The following is a 20,132-nucleotide window of genomic DNA, read 5'->3' as shown; positions in this document are numbered from 1 at the left end:
GGTAGGGGAAGTGGCGGCCTTTCCCTCGTGGGTTCCCTACCCGGGGGTGTCCCCCCCCCCGCGCCCCCGGGACCACATCCCTGGGGCGACGGATTCGTTCACGATGTCCTGGGACATCACACGGTCGGGGTGGCGGGACTTGAACCCACGGCCTTCCGCTCCCAAAGCGGACGCGCTACCACCTGCGCCACACCCCGTTCGCCCCGGTCCCCCGGAGGCGGCGGCCCGCCGTCCGGTACGCCGAGGGCGCGGTCCGATCGACGGTCGCTCGCTCAGGGTACGCACGCGCTCGTCCGCGGGGTGCCCGCGACCCGGCTGCGAGAGACCGATCACTCACCGCCCGGCCCGCTTCGGCGCGGGCCGTCCACCTTGCTAACGTGGGCGCCGCCCCGGTCACGACCGGGGCGCGCGGGTGTAGCTCAATGGTAGAGCCTCTGCCTTCCAAGCAGATTACGCGGGTTCGATTCCCGTCACCCGCTCCACAGCGCGGCGGGCCGTGCGTCAGAACGGCGAGGCGTTCCACCAGTCGTCGTGCAGCGACTCCGAGCCGATGCCCTCCCCGTACACGGCGACCACCATGTTCTGCCGCTCGGCGTCGTGGAAGGTCGTGTAGTGCTCGCCCGGGTCGGTGACCTCCGGCGGGGTCCGGAAGAGGATTCCGGCCTCCTCGTCCGGGTTGCTGTTGTAGTTCCAGGTCGAGTTCTGCCAGCCACGGTTCTGGTCCCCGTCCGTGGTGAAGGCGTCTCGCGAGGCGCTCCCGTCGAACTGCAGCACCGAGTACTCGATGCCGTCCGACTGGGTGCAGGTGACCGCCGTGACGAGGCCGTCGGGCTGGGTGTCCATGTGCGCGGAGACGCCGTTCGCGCAGGTGGCGGAGTTGTAGCCCTGGCCGCCCTCCTGCGTGGAGACCAGCTCGGTGAAGGTGGCGGGGATCGAGGACTGCTCGCCCCAGGCGTCGGCGAGCTCCGCTGCCTCCTCGTCGCCACCTCCGCGGACGAGAAGCCAGATCCCACCACCGACGACGACGAGACCGACGACGATCGCCACGACCACCACGAGCGGGTTCAGGCCGCGACGCTTCTGCGCCTGCGACGGTCCGCCGTACGGAGCCGGTCCGGGCCCGCCCACCGACGCAGGCGAACCCGCGAACGGAGCAGGACCACCCGTCGACGCGGGGGAACCTGCGAACGGCGCAGGACCCGCCGCGGGGCCAGGCGACCCTGCGAACGGTGCGGGCCCGCCCGACGATGCAGGGGAACCGGGGAACGGCGCGGGACCCGTCGCGGAGCCGGCCGACGTGCCCGGTCCGCCAGGTCCTTGCTGAGGCGATCCGCCGGGACCGGGCACCGGGTGCGGGCCGGTGGCACCGGACGCGGCCGAGACCGGGACACCGTGGCTGCCCGTGGCGCCGGACGCCGCGGAGGGGGCACCGCCGGGCACGCCGCCCTGACCAGGAGCGGGCCCACCGGCAGGTGCCCCACCGGGCCCACCGGCCTGCTCGGACACGGGGACAGCGGCGGTCGGCTGCCACTGCTGCATCCGCGCGAGCCGCTGGCCGATCCCGTCGAGGACCTCGGGGTGCCGAGCCCCCTGGAACTCGTACGCCACCGTCCAGGTCCGACCACCGCTGCCCACGGTGATCTCCTCGAGGTGGTCACCCTGGACCACCCGCTCGAGCGGGAGGCGGGGCGGCAGGTCGAAGAACTGGGAGTCGCGCAACAGCTGTTCGATCGCGCCGCGATCCTGGGGCGATACCTGGCGCGTGTCCACCGGACCGACCTGAAGCGACTGGGTCCCGGGGCCGAAGAACCGACGCACCATGACCGTGAAAGGCGGGCGTGGGCCCGTGTGGGACTCGCTCGGGTACTGCACGCCGCCCGTGGGGCGCCCGGGCATCACCTGGGAGCCCGCGCCGGGGGCCGCGGCCCGCCCGGTCCCGGTCCGCTCGCCGGGGCCTGCGACGCGCCTGCCGGTCGGCGGCCCGGCAGTGTGCAGGCCGCTCGGCCCGCCCGACGTCGACGACCCCGCCGCGCCGGCACCGGCTCCCGCGCCGGCACCTGCTCCTGCACCGCCGCCCGCGGACCCGGCCCCCGCACCGGCACCCGCACCGCCGTCCACGTTCTCGCCGGCCCGCTGCTCACGCAGCGCGGCGTACGCCGCACGGCTCAGCGCGCGGCAGCTCTCGAATCGCTCGGCGGGATCCTTGGCCATCGCCTTCGCGACGACGTCGTCGAAGGCCGTGCCCAGCCCCGGCACGGCGGCGGACGGCTTGGGCGGCTCCAGCGTGAGGTGCGCGTTCATCTTGTTGAACGGCGTCTCCGCGGGGAACGGGATGCTGCCGGTGAGCAGCTCATAGAGCACGCAGCCCAGGGCGTAGACGTCGACCTTGTGCGAGAGGTGGTGGGCCTCGATCTGCTCCGGGGCGGCGTAGGCGAGGGTCGCCAGCAGGTTGCCGGTGCCGGTGAGGTTCTCGCCGTCGTCGACGGTCTTGGCGATGCCGAAGTCGGTGAGCAGGACCTGCTCGGGCTCGTCCTCGTCGTCGGGGTCGAGCGGGGGCGCGAGCAGGATGTTGGCCGGCTTGACGTCTCGGTGCAGCAGCCCGGTGCGGTGGGCGAAGTCCAGGCCCGCGGCGACCTCGTGGACGATGTGGACGGCGCGGGCGGGGTCGAGCCCGCCGTCCGCCTCCTTGAGGGCGGCCGCGGCGTCGGTGCCCTCGACGTACTGCATGGCGATCCAGAGCTGGCCGTCGTGCTCGCCGCGGTCGTAGACGGCGACCACGTTGCGGTGGAAGATCTGGGCCGCGAGGTCGGCCTCGCGCTCGAAGCGGTTGCGGAAGCTGTCGTCCTTGGCGAGCGAGGTGCTGAGCATCTTCAGGGCGTCGTACCGGGGCAGCCGAGGGTGCTTGGCGAGGTACACCGACCCCATGCCGCCGCGGCCGAGCTCGCGCACGATCGTGTAGCCGGCGAACTGCTGGCCGGGCTCGTGGTCCACCGATGGACTCCGCTCTGGTCGGGGTACGCCCTCGCGGGCGCGGGTGAGGCTGCCGACACGCTATCGCCGTGGCCCCGGGCCGGCGCGCACGAGACGCGGCCAGTTCTCCCCGGGTACGCGCCGGGCGCCGAGGGCCGGGCACCAGGAGCCGGGTGCCGGGGCCGGTCGGTCAGGGCACGTCGGCCTGGACCAGCCGCCCGGCGCCGCTGACGCTGACGGGCCCCAGGTCGCCGGCGACGAAGGCGGCCTGACCGCGGCGCAGCGTCGTCGTGCGACCGTCGATCGCGACGTCGATCTCCCCCTCGAGCGCGAGCAGGATCCGCGGGCCACGACCGGGGACGAGGGCCCGGCCCTCGCCGTCGAGGGTGACGACGGCGAGCTCGAAGTCGTCCACCGGCGCGTAGTAGACGCCGACGCTGCCGCTCACGGTCTCGGGCGCGATCCGCACGGGCGGTGCCGCCACGTAGTCGAGCGCCTCGAGGACCTCGGCGACGTCGACGTGCTTGGTCGTGAGCCCCGCCCGCAGCACGTTGTCCGACGAGGCCATGATCTCCACCGCGAATCCCGAGAGGTAGGCGTGCACGGCGCCGGCGGGCACGAACATCGCCTCGCCCGGGTGGAGGGTGACGGGGTTGAGCAGGAGCGCGACGACGACGCCCGGGTCTCCCGGGTGCTCCCCTGCCAGCTGGCCGACGATCCGGTCGACGCGCGGCGACGGCGAGGAGCCGCTCGCGAGCCGCCGCGCGCACGCGCTCGCCACCGCATCGACCTCGTCCGGGCCCGGGCGCGTCTCGTCCCGGAGCAGCCGCTCGACGACGTCGCGCACCCCGTCGGCCGACGGCGCGCGCCGCAGCGTCTCCTCGAGCTCGGTGGTCAGCGTGGTGCCGAGCCCGGCGAGGACCTCGATGGCGCGGCGCGGCGCGCGGAACCCGCACACCGCCTCGAACCGGGTGAGGGCGTAGACCATCTCCGGCTTGTGGTTGGGGTCGCGGTAGCTGCGGGCGAAGTCGCCGCGCGGGATGCCCGCGGCCTCCTCCTCGGCGTATCGGCGCCGCGCGCGCTCGAGGTCGGGATGGACCTGCAGCGAGAGGGCGCGGGCGGGGGCGACGAGCTTGAGGAGGTAGGGCAGCTGCTCGCCGTACCGGCCGACGACGTCGGGGCCGAGGGTCCGGGAGGGGTCCGCCGCGATGTGCTCGCCGAGGGTGCGGCCCGTCGCGGCGTCGTCAGGCGTTCCGCAGGGGCGCGTGCGCGCCTGTGCCTCGGGGTGCGCGCCGAACCAGAGCTCGGCGACGGGGCCGCCGTCGGGGGTGGTCCCGATCATCTCGGGGATGAGGTCCGCCGAGCCCCACGCGTAGCGGCGCTCGGCGCCCTCGACGCGCACCAGTCCCGGGACGGCGGACATGCTCACTCCTTGCGACTCACGCCCGCCCGGACCGGCGGGACCCGTCATCCTCCCCCGGCCGCGACTCGGTGGTCGAGCGCCGGACGGGCAGTTCGCCCCGGTCCGCGCGGCGATCGGGTGTCCGGCCCCGGGCACGACGACGGCCCCGGACCCTGGCGGGTACGGGGCCGTGCGGAACGGGCTCGTCAGTCGGTCTCGACGAGGCCCTTCTGGTAGGCCTTCGCCAGACGACGGGGGACCTTGATCTCGCGACCCTTGACGCGGACGGTGACGAGCTGCGTGAGCTCGGCCTTCCACTGGGACCGGCGAGAGCGGGTGTTGCTGCGGGACATCTTGCGCTTGGGAACTGCCATGACCCTGCCGCTCCTTTCTCGGGTGGACGATCAACGACCCCCAAGGATGCCAGAGCGTGCAGGACGGGGGCCAACCTGCACAGCCTACGCGTCGTGTGAGATCCCTCGCCAGACGGGTGGGCGCGCGACGCGTCACACCGGCCGTCTAGGATCGTTGCACTGCCGAGCCCGAGGAGGCGACGACCGTGCCGAACCCGCACGCGGGTACCGACGACGGCGCGGCCGACCCCGCGATCCCGGACGACAGCGCGGCCCGGAACGACCACGACCTCGACGGCGCGTCCCCGGACCTCGATTCCCTGTCCCAGGACGAGGCCGCCCAGGCGTCGACCGCCCTGCTCGGCGAGCTCACGGCGGGGATCGCGCACGAGATGACCAACCCCGTCGCGGCGATTCGCAGCGCGCTCGACCATCTCGCCCACGACCTCGACGACCTGCTCGCCTCGTTCGCCGAGGGCACCGCCGACGCCGATGTCCGCGCCCGGGCCGGCGACGCGCGGCGCCGCATCTCGAGCGCACGTGACCGCACGCTGCGTTCGAGCGCGGACGCGCGTGCGCTGCGGCGGGCCATCACGGGCGAGGTGGGAGACGACGTGCTCGCGCGCCGCCTGGTGGCCGCCGGCGCCGAGGACCCCGCCGATGCCGCCGACCTCGCCGCCGGCGGCGAGCCGGCGATCGAGCGGGCGAGGCACGCGACCGCCGTCGGGGATGCGCTGCGCCACCTCGACGCCGCCTCGCGCCAGGTGGGCGCGCTGGTCTCGAGCATCCGCGCGCACGTGCGCCCCCTCCCCCCGGGCGACGAGGTGCAGGCGACGACCGGCACCGAGCCCCCCACGGCCGAGGGTGCCGACGAGACGAGCACCCATGACGCCCGCGCCGACGCCGACCCGCGCCAGAGCGTCGTGGTGGCGGACTCCCTCAGGTCAGCGCTGACGCTCACCGAGCACCGACGTCGCGGGCTCGGCTGCGACCTCTCGCTCGGCGACGTCCCCCCGGTGCGCGCCGAGCCCGGCCACCTCGACCAGGTGTGGACCAACGTCCTCGTCAACGCCGCCGACGCGATGGGCGGCTCCGGCACGCTGACGATCGACCTCACGCAGACCGACGACGGCCTGGTGCGCGTGGTCCTCGCGAACGACGGTCCCCCCATCCCCGCGGGCGACCTCGACCGCATCTTCACCCGTCGGTTCACCACCAGGTCCGGCGGGCGCGGCGGCGGGCTCGGGCTGGGGCTCGCCCTGTCCAAGGACATCGTCGAGCGCGCGGGCGGGACGATGCACGCACGCTCGCGCGAGGGACTGACCGAGATGATCGTGGAGCTGCCGCCCGACCCGGGCGCGCACGTGGCGGCATCGGCCGCCGGGAGGGAGACGAGATGAGCGAGCCGAGGCTGACCGTCGTCGTGCTGGAGGACGACCCCGGGGTGCGCTCCGCCGTCGTGCGTGACCTGGAACCGTTCGCCGCGACGGTGCGGATCGAGGAGGCCGACACCGTCGACGACGCGTGGGCCATCGTCGACGAGGTCATGGCCGACGAGGACCTTCCCGCGCTGCTGCTCGTGGACCACGGGCTACCGGGCCGCAAGGGCGTCGACCTGCTCGTCGAGGCCTGGGTCGACCCGCGCACGTCCGACTCGCGCAAGATCCTGCTGACGGCGGAGGCGGACCAGGCGGCCACGATCCGCGCCGTCAACGAGGGCGGGCTCGACCACTACATCGCCAAGCCCTGGGACCCCGACGTGCTGCGCGCGACGGTCCGCAAGCAGCTGACGGACTTCGTGCTGACGACCGGCACCGCGCCCGACCGCCATGTCGACGCCCTCGACGCCGAGCGCGTGGCGCACCTCCTGGGCCGCGAGGAGCAGGCCGCCGAGTGACCGGCTCGCCCGCCGGGGATCCGGCCGGGGCGCCCGGCGCCGGCCCCGGGACGCCCCGCCCCGACGACGACGCACCCCCCGCCGCCCTGCGGCCCGCGCGCGGCGCACGGGCCGAGTCCGAGCTCGTGGAGAAGCGGTCGCGGTTCCTCGCCTACGCGGCGCGGGCCGACACGGCCGAGGATGCCCGCGCACTGCTGGCCGCCACCCGCGCCGAGCACCCGCAGGCCCGGCACCACTGCTCCGCGTGGATCCTGCCCGTCGACGGCGGCGGCCCGCCGGTGGCCCACAGCTCCGACGACGGCGAGCCCTCGGGGACGGCGGGGCGGCCCATGCTCGACCGGCTGTCGGGCGCGGGGCTCGAGGCGGTGGCCGTCGTCGTCGTGCGGTACTTCGGTGGCACGCTGCTCGGGACCGGCGGGCTCGTGCGCGCGTACGGGGACGCCGTCGGTGGGGTGCTCGCCGGCCTCCCCCTGGTGCGGGTCCGGGTCCTCACGCGGTGCACGGTCGCCGCGGACCACGCGACCGGGGCGCGGATCGAGGCCGAGCTCCGCTCGTCGACGGCCTCGCTGATCTCTGTGCTGGACGTCCGCTGGGGCCCGGACGGGGTCGAGCTCGACGTCACCACCGACGACCCGGCCGGACTCGACGCGCGGACGGCGGAGCTCTCCGCGGGGGCGGCGCGCACCACCGAGATCGGCCCGCACGAGGTCGAGCTGCCGCACTCCGCCTGGCCCGGACGGAAGTCCGCTCACTCGTCGAACGGTGGGGGTCGAGCCGAGCAGAGGTCCGCTCACTCGTGATTTGTTCTAGTTGCAATAGAACTATAGAATGAAGCCATGCAAGTGGTCATCGACACCGCCTCGGCGCAGCCGCTCTTCGAGCAGGTCGCCGCCCAGGTCCGTGGTGCCGTCCTGGCGGGCGAGGTCGGCCCGGGCGAGAAGCTCCCGTCCGCCAAGGACCTCGCCGCCGGACTGGACGTCAACCAGCACACCGTGCTGCACGCCTACCAGCTCCTGCGGGACGAAGGGTTCATCGAGCTTCGCCGCGGGCGGGGCGCCACCGTCCGCGAGGACCACCCCTACCCCGACCCGAAGCTCCTGCGCGCGATCGAGAACGTGCGCCGTGCCGCGACCGAGTCGGGCGTCCCGCTCAACACCGTCATCCACCTCCTCAAGGAGCCGCAGTCATGAGCGCCACCGGCCGGAACACGACAAAGCCCGGCCGCGGACCGATCCCGCACCGCGGACGTCGCCTGCTTCTCGGCGTCGTGCTCCCGCTCGCCGTGACGGCAGCCGCGTGGATCTACATCGCGGTAGTGGCCGGCGACCTCCCGGACCGGGTCGCGGTGCACTGGGGCACCGACGGGCCGGACCGGTGGAGCTCGGTGACCGAGCTGCTGACGATCCCCGCGGTGATGTGCGGCGTGAGCCTGGCGTTCACCTGCCCGCTCGCGGCGTTCACGGGGCGGCAGTCCATGACCCGCCGGACGATCGTCGGAATCTCGGCGGGGTTCGCCACGATGTTCGCCGGCATCGCCGTCTCGACGGTGCAGGTCAACCTCACCGACCCGCCGGGCGATCCCGTCGCCGGCATCGTGCTCGCCAGCCTTGCGGGTCTCGCCGTCGCGGTCGCGGCAGCCGCGGCGGCCGGCGAGGACCCGGTCGTCCCGGCGACCGATCCCGTGCCCGCCGACGCGGCCCGGGCGGACCTGGGCCCCACCGAGCGCGCCGTCTGGGTCCGCGGGACGGGGGCCTCCGTCAGGACGCTGGTCGTGATCGTGGTGCTGTTGGTCGGCTCCGGCGTCCTCATCGGCGCCCTCAGCAGCTGGTGGTGGGGCGCGGTCTTCGCGGCCCCCCTCATCGCGCTGGAGCTCGCACTGCTGCGCTACGTCGTCCGGGTCGACGCCGACGGCCTGGTCGCACGCTCGGCCCTCGGCGTCACCGTGCTGCGGGCACGCGCGGACGAGGTCGTGCGGGCCGACGTCGTCTCGATCGAGCCGTTCCCCGAGTTCGGCGGCTGGGGCCTGCGCACGGACGTCCACGGCCGCGTCGGCCTCGTCACCCGCAAGGGGGCGGCGGTGCGGATCGAGCGCACCGGCGGCCGCATCCAGGTGATCACCGTCGACGACGCCGAACGGGGCGCCGCCCTGCTCAACACCATGGCGGAGCGAGCCCGGCCGGTGTCGCACATCGAGGACACGCCGCTCGGGAGCGCCACCCGCCCGGGAGCGAGCGAGTCGATCGAGCCGCAGGGACCGGTCGCGGGCGGGCGGAGCGGCACGAGCACCGACTGAGTACCGGCCCGCGCCCACATGGCGGACCGGGCCCACCATGCGTACATGCGAGCGGCACCGATCGGGCACCATGGGGACCGGCCACCGGCTAAGGTGGTTGAGAGTTCAATCCATCGGTGGCCACTGACGGCCCGTGCAGGGAGGTGACGCGTGCGCGACGACCTGGTGTCCCTCGCTCCCCCACCGCACTTCGGCTTCTGCACCGAGGGCGGCTGTCGCTAGGGCGTCGGGCCCGTAACCGCCGCCAGGCCTCCCGACCCCCCGCCCCGCCGACCCGGCCCCCACCGCTCGAGCCATGCCCGAGGACGGACCGGGTACGGCCTCGCCGTCATCGGCGCACCCGACCAGCACGCACACCCACCCAACTCTCGGAGGACCCCATGGCCCAGATCTTCGACGACGTCACCCAGGCGGTCGGTCGCACCCCCCTCGTCCGCCTCAACCGCGTGACGGACGGCGCCGGCGCGACCGTCCTCGCCAAGCTCGAGCACTTCAACCCCGCGAACTCCGTCAAGGACCGGATCGGCGTCGCGATCGTCGACGCGGCCGAGGCCTCCGGTGAGCTCACCGACGGCGGGACGATCGTCGAGGCGACGTCGGGCAACACCGGCATCGCGCTCGCGATGGTCGGCGCGGCCCGCGGCTACACGGTCGTCCTCACCATGCCGGAGACCATGTCGAAGGAGCGGCGCGCACTGCTGCGCGCCTTCGGTGCCGAGCTCATCCTCACGCCCGGGCCCGACGGCATGCGAGGCGCGGTGGAGGCCGCCGAGAAGGCCGCCGCCGAGCGCCCCGGGGCCGTCCTCGCCCGCCAGTTCGCCAACCAGGCCAACGTCGAGATCCACCGCACCACCACCGGCCCCGAGGTCTGGAACGACACCGACGGCGCCGTCGACATCTTCGTGTCGGGCATCGGCACCGGCGGCACGATCACCGGCGCCGGGGGCTACCTCAAGTCGCAGAAGCCCGAGCTCCACCTCGTCGCCGTCGAGCCGGAGGAGTCCCCGATCCTCACGGGCGGCAAGCCCGGGCCGCACAAGATCCAGGGCCTGGGTGCGAACTTCGTACCCGAGATCCTCGACACCGACCTGTACGACGAGGTCGTCGACATCAACCTCGACGCCTCGCTCAACTTCGCGCGCCGCGCCGCCACGGAGGAGGGCCTGCTCGTGGGGATCTCCTCGGGTGCCGCCATCGCGGCCGCCGTCCAGGTCGCCCAGCGTCCGGAGAACGCGGGCAAGACGATCGTCGTGGTCCTCCCGGACCTCGGCGAGCGCTACCAGTCGACGGCGCTGTTCGAGGGCCTGGTCGACTGACGTGCACGATTCCGGCGTGCCCTTCTGGGTCCTCCTGCGCGAGGACCTCGAGGCGGCCCAGCGCGGCGACCCCGCCGCCCGTTCCATGGCCGAGGTGGCCCTGGCGTACCCGGGCGTCCACGCCCTGTGGGCGCACCGGGTCGCGCACCGGATGTGGCACGCCGACCGGTCGCGCGGGCGGCTCCGGCTGCCCGCGCGGCTGCTCTCGCAGGTCGCACGCGCCGTGACCGGCATCGAGATCCACCCCGGTGCGGTCATCGGGCGACGCATGTTCATCGACCACGGCATGGGCGTGGTCATCGGCGAGACCGCCGAGGTCGGCGAGGACGTCGTCATCTTCCACGGGACCACGCTCGGCGGGGTCTCGATGTCGAAGGGCAAGCGGCACCCCACCGTCGGCGACCGCGTGACGATCGGGGCCGGCGCCAAGGTCCTCGGACCGGTGACCGTGGGCTCGGACGCCCGGGTCGGCGCCAACGCTGTCGTCGTCAAGGACGTCGAGGCCGGCACCTCCGCCGTCGGCGTGCCGGCGAAGGCGATCCGCCCCAAGGTGACGGCCGACGAGGCCCGCTGGATGGACCCGGCGATCTATATCTGAGGAACCAGCCGCATCGAGCTCGTGCCCGGGGTGGTGAGGTCGTGCTTCGGACGCACGACCTCACCATGTACGGCACGACCTCGACGACGGTGGCGGCCGCACCCGCTGACCAGCCAGCCCTACGGCCACGGGCGCGCACGCTCTCCGCGGCCTAGATGCCCAGGACCTCGCGCACGTCGGCGTGCAGCAGCCGGGCAACGGCCTCCCGTGCGGCGCCGGCGTCGCCCGCGGCGAGCGCCGCCTGCGCCATCGCCTCGCACTCGGCCGACGTGTGGGAGCGCAGCGCGTGCCGCACCTCCGCCAACGCCCCGGTGGACATCGACAGGCTCGTCACGCCCAGACCGGTCAGCACGAGCGCCATGAGCGGGTCGCCGGCCGACTCGCCGCACACGCCGACCGGCTTCCCGGCCGCCACACCCGCCGACGCCGTGCGCGCCACGAGGTCGAGCACCGCCGGCTGCCACGGGTCGAGCAGGTCGGCCAGGCCGCCGAGGAGCCGGTCGGACGCCATCGTGTACTGGGCAAGGTCGTTGGTCCCCAGCGAGCCGAAGTCCACCTCGGCGAGCACGCCCTCCGCTCGCAGTGCCGCGCCGGGGACCTCGACCATCACGCCGACCTTCACGCCGGCTCCCTGCAGCCCGGCCTCCTGTGCTGCGGCAGCGAACTCCCGCGCCTCGGCGGCGGTGGCGATCATCGGCGCCATCACCCACAGCTCGGCGGCCCCCTCCCCCGCCTGCTCGCGGGCCTGCGCGAGGGCACGCAGCTGGTCCTGGACGAGGTCCGGCATCGTACGCACGAGCCGGTAGCCCCGGACCCCGAGGGCCGGGTTGTCCTCGTCGTCCTGGTTGGCGAACGCGAGCGGCTTGTCGGCCCCCGCGTCGAGCGTGCGCACCACGACCTTCCGCCCCGAGAACGCACGCAGCACGGCGGCGTAGGCCTCCGCCTGGTCCTCGACGGTCGGCGCCTCCGCGGCGTCGAGGAACAGCACCTCCGTGCGGAACAGGCCCACGCCCTCGGCGGCGGTCGCCGCGGCCCGCTCGGCGTCCTCGACGGTGCCGATGTTGGCGAGCAGCTGGACGGCGTGGCCGTCGGAGGTCGCTCCCGGTTCGCGGTCGGACTCGAGGGCGTCGAGCGCCGCGGTCCGGCCCTCGATCTCGCGTCGTACGTCGTCGTCGGGGTCGAGGAGCACCCGGCCGTTCGCGGCGTCGACGGCGACGATCCCGCCGTCGGGCAGTCCGGTCGCCCCGGCGGCGCGGACCACGCAGGGCAGGCCGAGCTGGCGGGCGATGATCGCCGTGTGCGAGGTGGGCCCACCCTCCTCGGTGACGATGCCGAGCACGAGCGAGAGGTCGAGCGCGGACGTGTCGGCGGGCGAGAGGTCGCGGGCGACGACGACGGCAGGCTCGCTCAGCTCGGCACCCGGCTCCGGCTGCCCCGTCAGGCGGGCGACCACGCGGTCGCGGACCGAGCGCAGGTCGGTCACGCGCTCGGCCATGTAGCCGCCGATGGACTCGAAGGTGGCCGCGAACTCCTCGACGGCGTCGTGGACCGCGTGCGCGGGGCCGGTCCCGGAGCGCACGAGCTCGGCGGCGCGGGCGGCGAGCGCCGGGTCACCGGCCATGAGCGCCGCGGCACCGAGCACCTCCCCCAGCGTGCTGCCGGCAGCCGCCTCGGACCGCGCCGTGAGGTCGGCGCGCACGTCGCCGAGCGCCTCCTCGACGCGTGCGACGGCAGCCTCCGGATCTGTCGGCGCAGGCTCGTCCGCCGGGAGCTCCGGGCCACCACGGACGTGCCGGACCGGCCCGACGACGCCGCGGCGTCCGACCCCGATCCCGGCCAGCCCGGCGTGGGCTGCGGCGCCGGTCACTTGCCGTCCTCCTTCTCGAGCATGGTGACGAGCTCGTCCAGCGTCTCCTCGGCACCGTCACCGGCCGCCTCGAGCACGACCGTGTCCCCCTGCTTCACGCCGAGGCTCATCACGGACAGGATCGATCCGGCCGGTACCGGCGTCGCACCGTCCTTCGCGATGGTCACCGGAACCGGGCTCCTGGACGCGGCGGCGACGAAGTCCGAGGCCGGTCGGGCGTGCAGGCCCTGCGCGGAGGCGACGACGGCAGTTCTCTGCGACATGCGGACTCCTTCGTCGATGGAGGTGCCCGGGCGGACACCGACGTTCACCGCTCCACGATATCGGCGTCCGAGGCGCGTGCGCCTCCCCCTCGCCCACCGACCGCCCGCAGAGCTGCCTACGCGGCCCTCGCGCGGGACCTCAGCCTGCGCTGGCATCTGGCGCACCAGAACACGGTGCGCCCGGCGAGGTCGTCGATCGAGACCGGGTTCCCGCACACGTGGCAGGGCCGCCCGGCTCTCCGGTAGACGTACCAGCGGAAGTCGGCCTCCTCGTCCGTGGCCCGCTCGGCGGCGCGGGCCCAGGAGTCGGGGCGCGGGGCTCGGCGGTCCTCGGGGCGCGTGGTGACGATCACTCCGTGCTCGACGCCGTCCGCCAGCAGTTCCGCGACGTCGTCCCAGAGGGCGCGCAGCCGGGCCACGCTCACGGCACGCCCCTCGGTCCGCGGGTGGATCCGGGCTCGGTAGAGGGCCTCGGCCCGGTAGATGTTGCCCACGCCGGCGATGACCGACTGGTCCATGAGCAGCTCGCCGACGCTGCGGCGCGTCCGGCGCACGGCGGCGACGAAGCGCTCGGGATCGGCGTCGCGCCTGAGCGGGTCGGGCCCGAGCCGGTCGTGGACGGCGTCCTTCTGGCCCTCGTCGATGAGGTCGCACCGCGCGGGGCCGGTGAGGTCGGCCACGACGGTGTCGGTCAGGAGCCTGAGACGGACGGTGGGGCGCGGCTCGGGCACGACGAGCTCGGCGCTCGCCTCGGCCTCGATGTCCGCAGGGTCCGCCGGTACGACGGCATCGGCTACAGCTACGGCATCGGTGCCGGTGCCGGTCTCGGGTGCCCGGGAGGTGGGCCGACGCGGAGCGCCGATGGCGTGCGGCCCTGCTCCGTCGGCGGTGACGAACGCCCAGGCGCCGTACAGCCCGAGGTGGACGTGCACGAACCGGGGCTCGCCCCCGGCGGGCGGCTCGAGCTCGACGAACAGGTGCTTGCCGTGCGCGTCGGTCCCGGTCACGCGCCAGCCGTCGACGGCCCCGGCCCCGGCGTCGAACCGCCCCTGCGGGGACGAGGCGCGCACGACCTGACCGGTGAACAGGCTGTCGAGCATCGTGGCGAGCCGCCGGATCGAGTGGCCCTCAGGCATGCGTCTCGGGTGCCTTCCACGCGGTCGGTGCGTCCCACAGGGCGCGCCGGAGGTCGACCATCGTGGGCACCAGCGGCTCCAGCGGCGTGCCCTCGGACCGGTAGCGGGCGCTCGCGTCGGCGCGCAGCTGCCGGGGCAGCGTGCCGTCGGCGCGCACCACCCGCCACCACGGCACGCGGTACCCGTGCCGCGCGAGGACGGTGCCGACGTACCGTGCGCTGCCCCGCCCCGTGCGGTCCCGGACGGCCTCGGCGATCAGGCCGTAGGTGGTCGCCCGCCCCTCGGGGACCTGCTGGGCGACGTCGAGCACCAACTCGGTGAGCTCGGTGGTGGTGATCCCCACGGGCCTGGGTGCGGACATGGTCCTTATGATCGCAGCATCATGTCCTTCTCCACCCTGCCCACGCCCGCCTCCGCCGACGCGCACGGGGCTGGTTGCTCACACTGCGACGACTCCGTGCCCCACGAGCACATCGACGTCCGGGCCGAGCTCACCGCGGCCGCCCGCCGGTCGCGCCGCCGGTCGCTCGTCGTCACCGTGATCGCCGCTGCACCGCTGGTCCTCGGCCTCGTCCTCGCGGTCCTCGACGGCGCCGCGGGCCGCGCGGCGCTGCTCGCGCTCGCGGTGGGGGCCGGGTGGCTCGTCGCCTCCGCCGTCGGGGTGGTCCTCGTGCGCCGGGTCGGTCGCCGGTCCTCCCGGCTCGGCATCGCGGCCGGAGCCGCCACGACGGCGGCGCTCGGCCCCGTCGTCGGGCTCGCTGCCGCGATGGTCACCGGGGCGCCGGTCAGCCTTGCGACGGCCCTCGTCGCGGGCGGTGCCTGGTGGTCGGCCTCCGCGCTCGCCGACACGCTCGCCGCCGTGGCCTGGCGACGTTCCCTGTTCGAGCCCGGCGACGCCGCCGAGGTGGCCCGCACCCAGGCGATCGCCGGACGCGAGGAGAACCTCGCCCTGCCGCTCGCCTGGTTCGTCCAGGGACCTGCGGTCGCCGTGGCGGCGCTGCTCGGCGGGCCGCTCGCGGTCGCGGTGATCCTGCTGGCCGCACTGTGCGCCGCCCTCAGCGTCCGGGGGTCGGCCCACCGCCGCTGACGCCCGTGAGCGAACGGGCGAGCTCGTCGAGCACCGCCGCCGTCTCCTCGGGCGCGGTGACCATCGGCCAGTGCCCGGCGTCGATCTCCCGGTAGGACCAGCCCGGGGTCGACGCGGTGACCGACGACGTCGGCGGATCGGTACGCAGGCAGCGCACATACCCGAGGGCCACCCCTGAGTCGGCCAGCTCGAAGTCCGGCGCGGGCTCGGCATAGGTCCCGAGCGGCTGCCCGCTCACGCGGGAGGCCATCCACGCATGGTCCGCGTCGGTCAGCCCGTGCCCCGGGAACAGCGCGTCGATCTCCTGGCGCGTGAACCAGGGCGTCGCCCCGTCGACGGCGAGGAGCGGCATCACCTCGGCCGCCCCGGGGCGCTGCTGGTCGAACCAGGACCGGCCAGGACTCGGCAGGACCGCGTCCACCATGACGACGGCGCGCACGGGACCCGTGCGAGCAGAAGTCCGCTCACTCGTCGAAAGGCGGACGAGAGCTCCCGCCGTGACGTAGGCGGCGAACGAGTGCGCGACGACGGTCACGCCCTTGCCGCCCTGGCCGTCCGCCTCGCCCTCGACGGCCGCTGCGAGGTCGTCTGCCCAGTCGCTGAGGGTGACCTCCGCGGCCGGCGTGGGGTCGCCGTCGATGCCGCGCAGGTGCGGCGTGACGACGCGGTGGCCCCGCCGCTCGAGGAGGGGCACGACGCGCTCCCAGACCCAGCCGCCCAGGCCGCTACCGCCGACGAGGACCAGCGTCGAGGGGCTCTCGACCACGGGCTCAGTCCTCGATCGTCACCGAGGCGAGGATCTGGTCGAACAACGGCTCGGCCTCGGCGAGCACGTCGACCGGGGACGTCAGCGTGATCGCGGCCATGCCCCCGCCCTCGAGCTCGAGGGGATAGAAGCGCTGGGTCGCGGGCAGGCCGTGCGGGGTGAGGTCGACCTCGAGCGGGGTGACCGTCTGGCCCGCCACCTCACGCGGCTCGAGCTCGACGAGCTCCTCGGCCGGCGCGCCCTCGGCGGCGACCATCTCCTCGAAGCTCTGCCCGGCGACGAACTCGGGGCTGTAGACGGTGAGGACACCACCGGGATAGACCTCGGTCTCCGAGATGCCGAACATCTCCAGCTCGGCGCCGCTCGGCGTCGCGCCCATGAGGTGCGTGAGCGAGATCCACTCGGCGGGCCAGGTCAGCGACACCGGGTCGATCCCGGCCGGCGTCCCCTCGCCGGCACCGTCGGCCCCGGCATCACCGTCCGCCTCGTCGTCGGCCGCGGCGTCGTCGGCGTCCTCCCCGGGCGAGGCCGAGTCCGCCTCGTCCTCCGAGGTCGCGTCGTCGGAGGCAGAGTCCTCGCCCGCGGTGGCGTCGTCGTCGGAGGCAGCCTCGGAGGTGTCCTCCGGCGGGTCGACCTCCTGCGCCTCGGGCGGCTCCGGACTGCCCGAGTCGGTCGACTCGTCGTCCCCGCCCCCGCATCCGGCGAGCGTGAGCGCGACCGCGAGGACCGCCCCGGCGAAGGCCGACCGGCGGCCGGCTCCGCCCCGACGGCTCGTGCGCGTGCTCATCGCTCGAGCTCCGCGACCTGGTCGATGCGCCGCTGGTGGCGGGCCTCGCCGGAGAACGGCTCGGCGAGGAAGGCGTCCACGATCGCGAACGCCTCGTCCTGCGTGTGCATGCGGGCGCCGATACCGACGACGTTGGCGTCGTTGTGCGCCCGGGTGAGGCGGGCGGTCTCGACGGACCAGGCCAGTCCGGCGCGCACGCCCGGCACCTTGTTGGCGGCGATCTGCTCGCCGTTGCCGGACCCGCCGATGACGACGCCGAGGGAGCCCGGCTCCTCGACGACGGCGCGGCCGGCCGTGAAGCAGAAGCCCGGGTAGTCGTCCTCGGCGTCGTAGGTGTCGGCCCCGTGGTCGACGACGTCGTGGCCGGCCCCCGTGAGGTGGGCGGACAGGGCGGACTTGAGCTCGAAGCCGGCGTGGTCGGCGGCGATGTGGACGCGCATGGCGCACAGTGTGGCACGCACCGTGCCGCGCCTACCCTGGGGGCCATGACCTCATCGACCACCGAGACCCCCGTCGACCTCGAGAGCTACGTCGACACCGACGTGCGCCCGCAGGACGACCTGTTCCGGCACGTGAACGGCCGCTGGATCGCGGAGACGGAGATCCCGGCCGACCGGGCGAGGATCGGCGGGTTCATCGACCTGCGCGACCGCTCCGAGGAGCGGGTCCGCGCCCTCATCGAGGAGCTCGGCGCGGCGGCCGCTGCCGACGGGGACCCGGAGGGTGTCGCCCAGCACGCGGCGGACCCTGCGGTCACCGACGCCGACCCGGCCGGTGCCGCCCCGAAGATCGGTGCGGTCTACGCGATGTTCATGGACGAGAGCGCCATCGAGGCGGCCGGGGCCGAGCCGCTCGCCGCCGACCTGGACCTCGTGCGCGGCGCCGACGACCACGCCTCGCTGGCTCGTGTCATGGGTGAGCTGCAGCGCACCGGGGTGTCCGGGCTGGCCGGGATCGACGTCTCGCCGGGCATCTCTGACCCGGACTACCTCGTGTGGTTCGCGCAGGACGGCATCGGGCTGCCCGACGAGGCCTATTACCGCGAGGCCGAGCACGCCGCCGTGCGCGAGGCGTACGCGGGTCATGTCGGCCGTCTGCTCGAGCTCGTCGGCGCGGTGGGGGCCGGCGAGGGCGCGGGTGCCGCCGAGCGGGTGCTCGCGCTCGAGACCCGGATCGCCTCGAGCCACTGGGACGTGGTCGCCACGCGCGAGGCGGACAAGATCGACAACCCGATGAGCTTCGACGAGCTCGCCGCCTCCGCGCCGGGCCTGGACTGGACCGCCTACCGCGCCGGCCTGCGGCTGCCCGACGGCGACCTCAAGCTGCTGGTGGCCACGCCGTCGGCGCTCGTCGGGGCGGCGGAGACCTGGGCCTCGACACCGGTCGACGACCTCAGGGTGTGGCTCTCGTTCCATGCGGCGGCCTCGCGCGCACCGTTCCTCACGAAGGAGATCGTGGCCGAGCGTTTCGACTTCGCCGGGCGCACGCTCACCGGCGCCCAGGAGAACCGCGAGCGCTGGCGCCGCGGGGTCGGCCTCGTCGAGGGTCTGCTCGGCGAGGACGTCGGGCGGCTCTACGTCGCCCGGCACTTCCCGCCGGCGCACAAGGCCCGGATGGACGAGCTCGTGGCGAACCTCGTCGAGGCTTACCGGGTCTCGATCGACGAGCTGGACTGGATGAGCGCGGGGACGAAGGAGCGCGCCCAGGCGAAGCTCGCCGCGTTCACGCCGAAGATCGGTTTCCCCGAGGTCGTGCGCGACTCCTCGGGCCTCGTCGTCACCGAGGGCGACCTCGTGGGGTCGGTGCGCGCGGGGCGCGCGTACTGGTGGGACGACGAGATGGCCCGCTACGGCACCGCGGTCGACCGCAGGGAGTGGCTCATGACGCCGCAGACCGTCAACGCCTACTACAACCCGGTGTGGAACGAGATCGTGTTCCCGGCGGCGATCCTCCAGCCCCCGTTCTTCGACCCCGAGACGGACGACGCGTTCAACTACGGCGGCATCGGCACGGTGATCGGGCACGAGATCGGGCACGGGTTCGACGACCAGGGTTCGAAGTTCGGTCCCGACGGCCAACTGTCGAACTGGTGGACCGAGGAGGACCGGGAGCGGTTCATGGAGCGGGCGAACGCGCTGATCGCCCAGTACGACGGCCTGGTGCCTGCGCAGCTCGGCGAGGGCTCGGAGGCGTCGGTGAACGGCGCGCTCACGGTCGGCGAGAACATCGGCGACCTCGGCGGCCTGGACATCGGTCTCAAGGCCTACGCCCTCGCGCTGCGCGCGCAGGGGATCGACAGCATCGACGACGCTCCGGTGCTCGACGGCCGGAGCGGCCTGCAGCGCTTCTTCACCGGGTGGGCCCGGGTCTGGCGGTCCAAGCACCGCGACGAGACCCTGCGCACCCAGATGGCCACCGACCCCCACTCCCCCGACGAGTTCCGGGCCAACGTCACGGCCAGCAACCTCGACGCGTTCCACCGTGCGTTCGACGTGCAGCCCGGCGACGGCGGCTACCGCGCCCCCGAGGACCGCGTCGCCATCTGGTGACGCCCGTCGCCCGGTGACACGCGCCGACCGGTGAGCCGCGTCGTCAACCGAGCTCGACGGAGTCGAGGACGGACGCGATGTCGTCCTCGACCTCGTCGGCCCGGTCGGCGGTGACGACGAACGAGAAGAGCGCGACGAGGCCGTCCGGCCCGGGGACCGGGTAGGCGATCGTGTCCCACTCGCCCGACGTGCTGCGGGCCTCCCACCGGGTGGCCGGAGCACCGGAGACGGTGCGCGCCTCGCCCTCGACGACGCTGGCCGGGTCGGCCCCGCGCCCCACGAGCACGGCCGCCCAGTCGGTCGTCCCGGCCGGGTCCTCCTGGAGCACGACCGTCGCGGCGGCGATGGTCCCGCTCTCCGTCACCGTGGCCATGGCCAGCGAGCCGGGCGGAAGGGACTCCGCGGCCGCCGGCTGCTCCGCCCAGGCCTGCGGCCAGGTGATGTCAAGGGTGACCGCGTCCTCGGGCACGTCGGCGGGGTCGGGTTCGGGGCCAGGGGCGGGGTCGGGGTCGGCCGGGGCGGACGGGGCTGACGGCTGCTCTGCGGCAGCGGTCGCGCCGGAGCCGTCGGACCCGTCCGACGCTGCGCCGGCGGAGGCCGACTCGGCGGCGAGCTGCAGCGGCTCCGAGACGGGACGAGCCAGCTCTCCGGTGCCGCAGGCAGTGAGGACGAGCAGCACCGCACCGGCACAGGCGGTCAGTGCGGCGGGGCGGACGGTCGGGCGGGACTCGGGGCGTGTGACTGTGCGCATGCCGACAGCGTTGCCCCGCCGCATGCGCGATACGGAGCCTCGTCCACAGCTCCGTCTCCGACCGTCCGTCGTCCACAGGCGTGGCGACGGCGCCGCC

20 protein-coding genes and 2 tRNA genes are annotated in these 20,132 nt (G+C 74.5%); 10 read left to right on the top strand and 12 right to left on the bottom strand.

The window, feature by feature from the left end; genetic code table 11:
• Positions 1–124: 124 nt before the first annotated feature.
• Positions 125–197: transfer RNA gene (locus ACZLKG_RS04735), tRNA-Pro, on the bottom strand.
• A 211-nt stretch (positions 198–408) separates the two neighbouring features.
• On the opposite strand from ACZLKG_RS04735, the gene ACZLKG_RS04730 reads away from it, so the two are divergent.
• A tRNA-Gly gene (locus ACZLKG_RS04730) sits at positions 409–482 on the top strand.
• A 19-nt stretch (positions 483–501) separates the two neighbouring features.
• Here ACZLKG_RS04730 and ACZLKG_RS04725 read toward each other — a convergent pair.
• From ACZLKG_RS04725 to rpmF, 3 genes are all read right to left on the bottom strand, one after another.
• Entirely contained in the window at positions 502–2,991 is a 2,490-nt protein-coding gene (locus ACZLKG_RS04725) for a serine/threonine-protein kinase (RefSeq protein WP_425708501.1), read from the bottom strand.
• A gap of 169 nt (positions 2,992–3,160) precedes the next feature.
• Positions 3,161–4,375, bottom strand: coding sequence for a mannose-6-phosphate isomerase, class I (gene manA, locus ACZLKG_RS04720; protein ID WP_463648214.1), 1,215 nt, complete (start codon positions 4,373–4,375; stop codon positions 3,161–3,163).
• 203 nt (positions 4,376–4,578) lie between these two features.
• Complete coding sequence (gene rpmF / locus ACZLKG_RS04715) at positions 4,579–4,746, bottom strand: 50S ribosomal protein L32 (protein ID WP_425708503.1); 168 nt, start codon at positions 4,744–4,746, stop codon at positions 4,579–4,581.
• A gap of 185 nt (positions 4,747–4,931) precedes the next feature.
• Here rpmF and ACZLKG_RS04710 point away from each other — a divergent pair, with 185 nt between their 5' ends.
• From ACZLKG_RS04710 to epsC, 7 genes are all read left to right on the top strand, one after another.
• Positions 4,932–6,125 (top strand): sensor histidine kinase, encoded by a 1,194-nt coding sequence (locus ACZLKG_RS04710; protein WP_425708504.1) that lies wholly within the window; start codon positions 4,932–4,934, stop codon positions 6,123–6,125.
• Positions 6,122–6,622, top strand: coding sequence for a response regulator (locus ACZLKG_RS04705; RefSeq protein ID WP_425708505.1), 501 nt, complete (start codon positions 6,122–6,124; stop codon positions 6,620–6,622). The genes ACZLKG_RS04710 and ACZLKG_RS04705 overlap by 4 nt, the downstream gene beginning before the upstream one ends.
• Positions 6,619–7,422 (top strand): IMPACT family protein, encoded by an 804-nt coding sequence (locus ACZLKG_RS04700; RefSeq protein ID WP_463648114.1) that lies wholly within the window; start codon positions 6,619–6,621, stop codon positions 7,420–7,422. Before ACZLKG_RS04705 ends, ACZLKG_RS04700 begins: the two co-directional genes overlap by 4 nt.
• A gap of 36 nt (positions 7,423–7,458) precedes the next feature.
• Entirely contained in the window at positions 7,459–7,812 is a 354-nt protein-coding gene (locus ACZLKG_RS04695) for a GntR family transcriptional regulator (protein WP_425708507.1), read from the top strand.
• Complete coding sequence (locus ACZLKG_RS04690; RefSeq protein ID WP_425708508.1) at positions 7,809–8,915, top strand: DUF1648 domain-containing protein; 1,107 nt, start codon at positions 7,809–7,811, stop codon at positions 8,913–8,915. The genes ACZLKG_RS04695 and ACZLKG_RS04690 overlap by 4 nt, the downstream gene beginning before the upstream one ends.
• A 380-nt stretch (positions 8,916–9,295) precedes the next feature.
• Positions 9,296–10,231, top strand: coding sequence for a cysteine synthase A (gene cysK / locus ACZLKG_RS04685; protein WP_425708509.1), 936 nt, complete (start codon positions 9,296–9,298; stop codon positions 10,229–10,231).
• Positions 10,232–10,247: 16 nt separating this feature from the next.
• On the top strand, positions 10,248–10,829 hold the full coding sequence (epsC, locus tag ACZLKG_RS04680) for a serine O-acetyltransferase EpsC (protein ID WP_425708510.1): 582 nt from the start codon (positions 10,248–10,250) through the stop codon (positions 10,827–10,829).
• Between the two features lie 151 nt (positions 10,830–10,980).
• Here epsC and ptsP read toward each other — a convergent pair whose 3' ends face one another.
• The 4 genes from ptsP to ACZLKG_RS04660 form a co-directional block, all read right to left on the bottom strand.
• On the bottom strand, positions 10,981–12,696 hold the full coding sequence (ptsP, locus tag ACZLKG_RS04675) for a phosphoenolpyruvate--protein phosphotransferase (RefSeq protein WP_463648113.1): 1,716 nt from the start codon (positions 12,694–12,696) through the stop codon (positions 10,981–10,983).
• Positions 12,693–12,959: an HPr family phosphocarrier protein gene (locus ACZLKG_RS04670; RefSeq protein WP_425708512.1), complete on the bottom strand. Its 267-nt coding sequence runs from the start codon at positions 12,957–12,959 to the stop codon at positions 12,693–12,695. Before ACZLKG_RS04670 ends, ptsP begins: the two co-directional genes overlap by 4 nt.
• A gap of 116 nt (positions 12,960–13,075) precedes the next feature.
• Positions 13,076–14,095: an Fpg/Nei family DNA glycosylase gene (locus ACZLKG_RS04665; RefSeq protein ID WP_463648112.1), complete on the bottom strand. Its 1,020-nt coding sequence runs from the start codon at positions 14,093–14,095 to the stop codon at positions 13,076–13,078.
• Positions 14,088–14,456, bottom strand: a complete 369-nt coding sequence (locus tag ACZLKG_RS04660; protein ID WP_463648111.1) for an MGMT family protein — start codon at positions 14,454–14,456, stop codon at positions 14,088–14,090. The genes ACZLKG_RS04665 and ACZLKG_RS04660 overlap by 8 nt, the downstream gene beginning before the upstream one ends.
• Before the next feature lie 21 nt (positions 14,457–14,477).
• Here ACZLKG_RS04660 and ACZLKG_RS04655 point away from each other — a divergent pair, with 21 nt between their 5' ends.
• Positions 14,478–15,182, top strand: coding sequence for a hypothetical protein (locus ACZLKG_RS04655; protein ID WP_463648110.1), 705 nt, complete (start codon positions 14,478–14,480; stop codon positions 15,180–15,182).
• Here the strand turns inward: ACZLKG_RS04655 and ACZLKG_RS04650 are convergent.
• From ACZLKG_RS04650 to ACZLKG_RS04640, 3 genes are read right to left on the bottom strand one after another with little or no spacing between them, the layout of a single operon-like run.
• Positions 15,151–15,948: an alpha/beta fold hydrolase gene (locus ACZLKG_RS04650; RefSeq protein ID WP_463648109.1), complete on the bottom strand. Its 798-nt coding sequence runs from the start codon at positions 15,946–15,948 to the stop codon at positions 15,151–15,153. The genes ACZLKG_RS04655 and ACZLKG_RS04650 overlap by 32 nt on opposite strands.
• Before the next feature lie 4 nt (positions 15,949–15,952).
• Complete coding sequence (locus tag ACZLKG_RS04645; protein ID WP_425708517.1) at positions 15,953–16,735, bottom strand: hypothetical protein; 783 nt, start codon at positions 16,733–16,735, stop codon at positions 15,953–15,955.
• Positions 16,732–17,175, bottom strand: coding sequence for a ribose-5-phosphate isomerase (locus tag ACZLKG_RS04640; RefSeq protein ID WP_425708518.1), 444 nt, complete (start codon positions 17,173–17,175; stop codon positions 16,732–16,734). Before ACZLKG_RS04640 ends, ACZLKG_RS04645 begins: the two co-directional genes overlap by 4 nt.
• A gap of 45 nt (positions 17,176–17,220) precedes the next feature.
• Between ACZLKG_RS04640 and ACZLKG_RS04635 the strand changes: the two genes are divergently transcribed.
• On the top strand, positions 17,221–19,284 hold the full coding sequence (locus ACZLKG_RS04635) for a M13 family metallopeptidase (protein ID WP_425708519.1): 2,064 nt from the start codon (positions 17,221–17,223) through the stop codon (positions 19,282–19,284).
• A gap of 43 nt (positions 19,285–19,327) precedes the next feature.
• Here ACZLKG_RS04635 and ACZLKG_RS04630 read toward each other — a convergent pair whose 3' ends face one another.
• Positions 19,328–20,035, bottom strand: coding sequence for a hypothetical protein (locus ACZLKG_RS04630; protein ID WP_425708520.1), 708 nt, complete (start codon positions 20,033–20,035; stop codon positions 19,328–19,330).
• Positions 20,036–20,132 lie beyond the last annotated feature (97 nt).

The sequence above is a fragment of the Georgenia sp. Z2081 genome (assembly GCF_055326445.1).
This window is presented reverse-complemented; position numbering and strand designations above follow the sequence as displayed.

Excerpts from the sequence above, each read along its gene's own strand:
- ACZLKG_RS04655 (WP_463648110.1), top strand. The coding sequence starts at position 14,478 with ATGTCCTTCTCCACCCTGCCCACGCCCGCCTCCGCCGACGCGCACGGG.
- ACZLKG_RS04670 (WP_425708512.1), bottom strand. The coding sequence starts at position 12,959 with ATGTCGCAGAGAACTGCCGTCGTCGCCTCCGCGCAGGGCCTGCACGCC.
- ACZLKG_RS04635 (WP_425708519.1), top strand. The coding sequence starts at position 17,221 with ATGACCTCATCGACCACCGAGACCCCCGTCGACCTCGAGAGCTACGTC.
- ACZLKG_RS04690 (WP_425708508.1), top strand. The coding sequence starts at position 7,809 with ATGAGCGCCACCGGCCGGAACACGACAAAGCCCGGCCGCGGACCGATC.
- ACZLKG_RS04665 (WP_463648112.1), bottom strand. The coding sequence starts at position 14,095 with ATGCCTGAGGGCCACTCGATCCGGCGGCTCGCCACGATGCTCGACAGC.
- ACZLKG_RS04645 (WP_425708517.1), bottom strand. The coding sequence starts at position 16,735 with ATGAGCACGCGCACGAGCCGTCGGGGCGGAGCCGGCCGCCGGTCGGCC.
- ACZLKG_RS04695 (WP_425708507.1), top strand. The coding sequence starts at position 7,459 with ATGCAAGTGGTCATCGACACCGCCTCGGCGCAGCCGCTCTTCGAGCAG.
- ACZLKG_RS04640 (WP_425708518.1), bottom strand. The coding sequence starts at position 17,175 with ATGCGCGTCCACATCGCCGCCGACCACGCCGGCTTCGAGCTCAAGTCC.
- ACZLKG_RS04705 (WP_425708505.1), top strand. The coding sequence starts at position 6,122 with ATGAGCGAGCCGAGGCTGACCGTCGTCGTGCTGGAGGACGACCCCGGG.
- rpmF (WP_425708503.1), bottom strand. The coding sequence starts at position 4,746 with ATGGCAGTTCCCAAGCGCAAGATGTCCCGCAGCAACACCCGCTCTCGC.
- cysK (WP_425708509.1), top strand. The coding sequence starts at position 9,296 with ATGGCCCAGATCTTCGACGACGTCACCCAGGCGGTCGGTCGCACCCCC.
- ACZLKG_RS04630 (WP_425708520.1), bottom strand. The coding sequence starts at position 20,035 with ATGCGCACAGTCACACGCCCCGAGTCCCGCCCGACCGTCCGCCCCGCC.
- ACZLKG_RS04660 (WP_463648111.1), bottom strand. The coding sequence starts at position 14,456 with ATGTCCGCACCCAGGCCCGTGGGGATCACCACCACCGAGCTCACCGAG.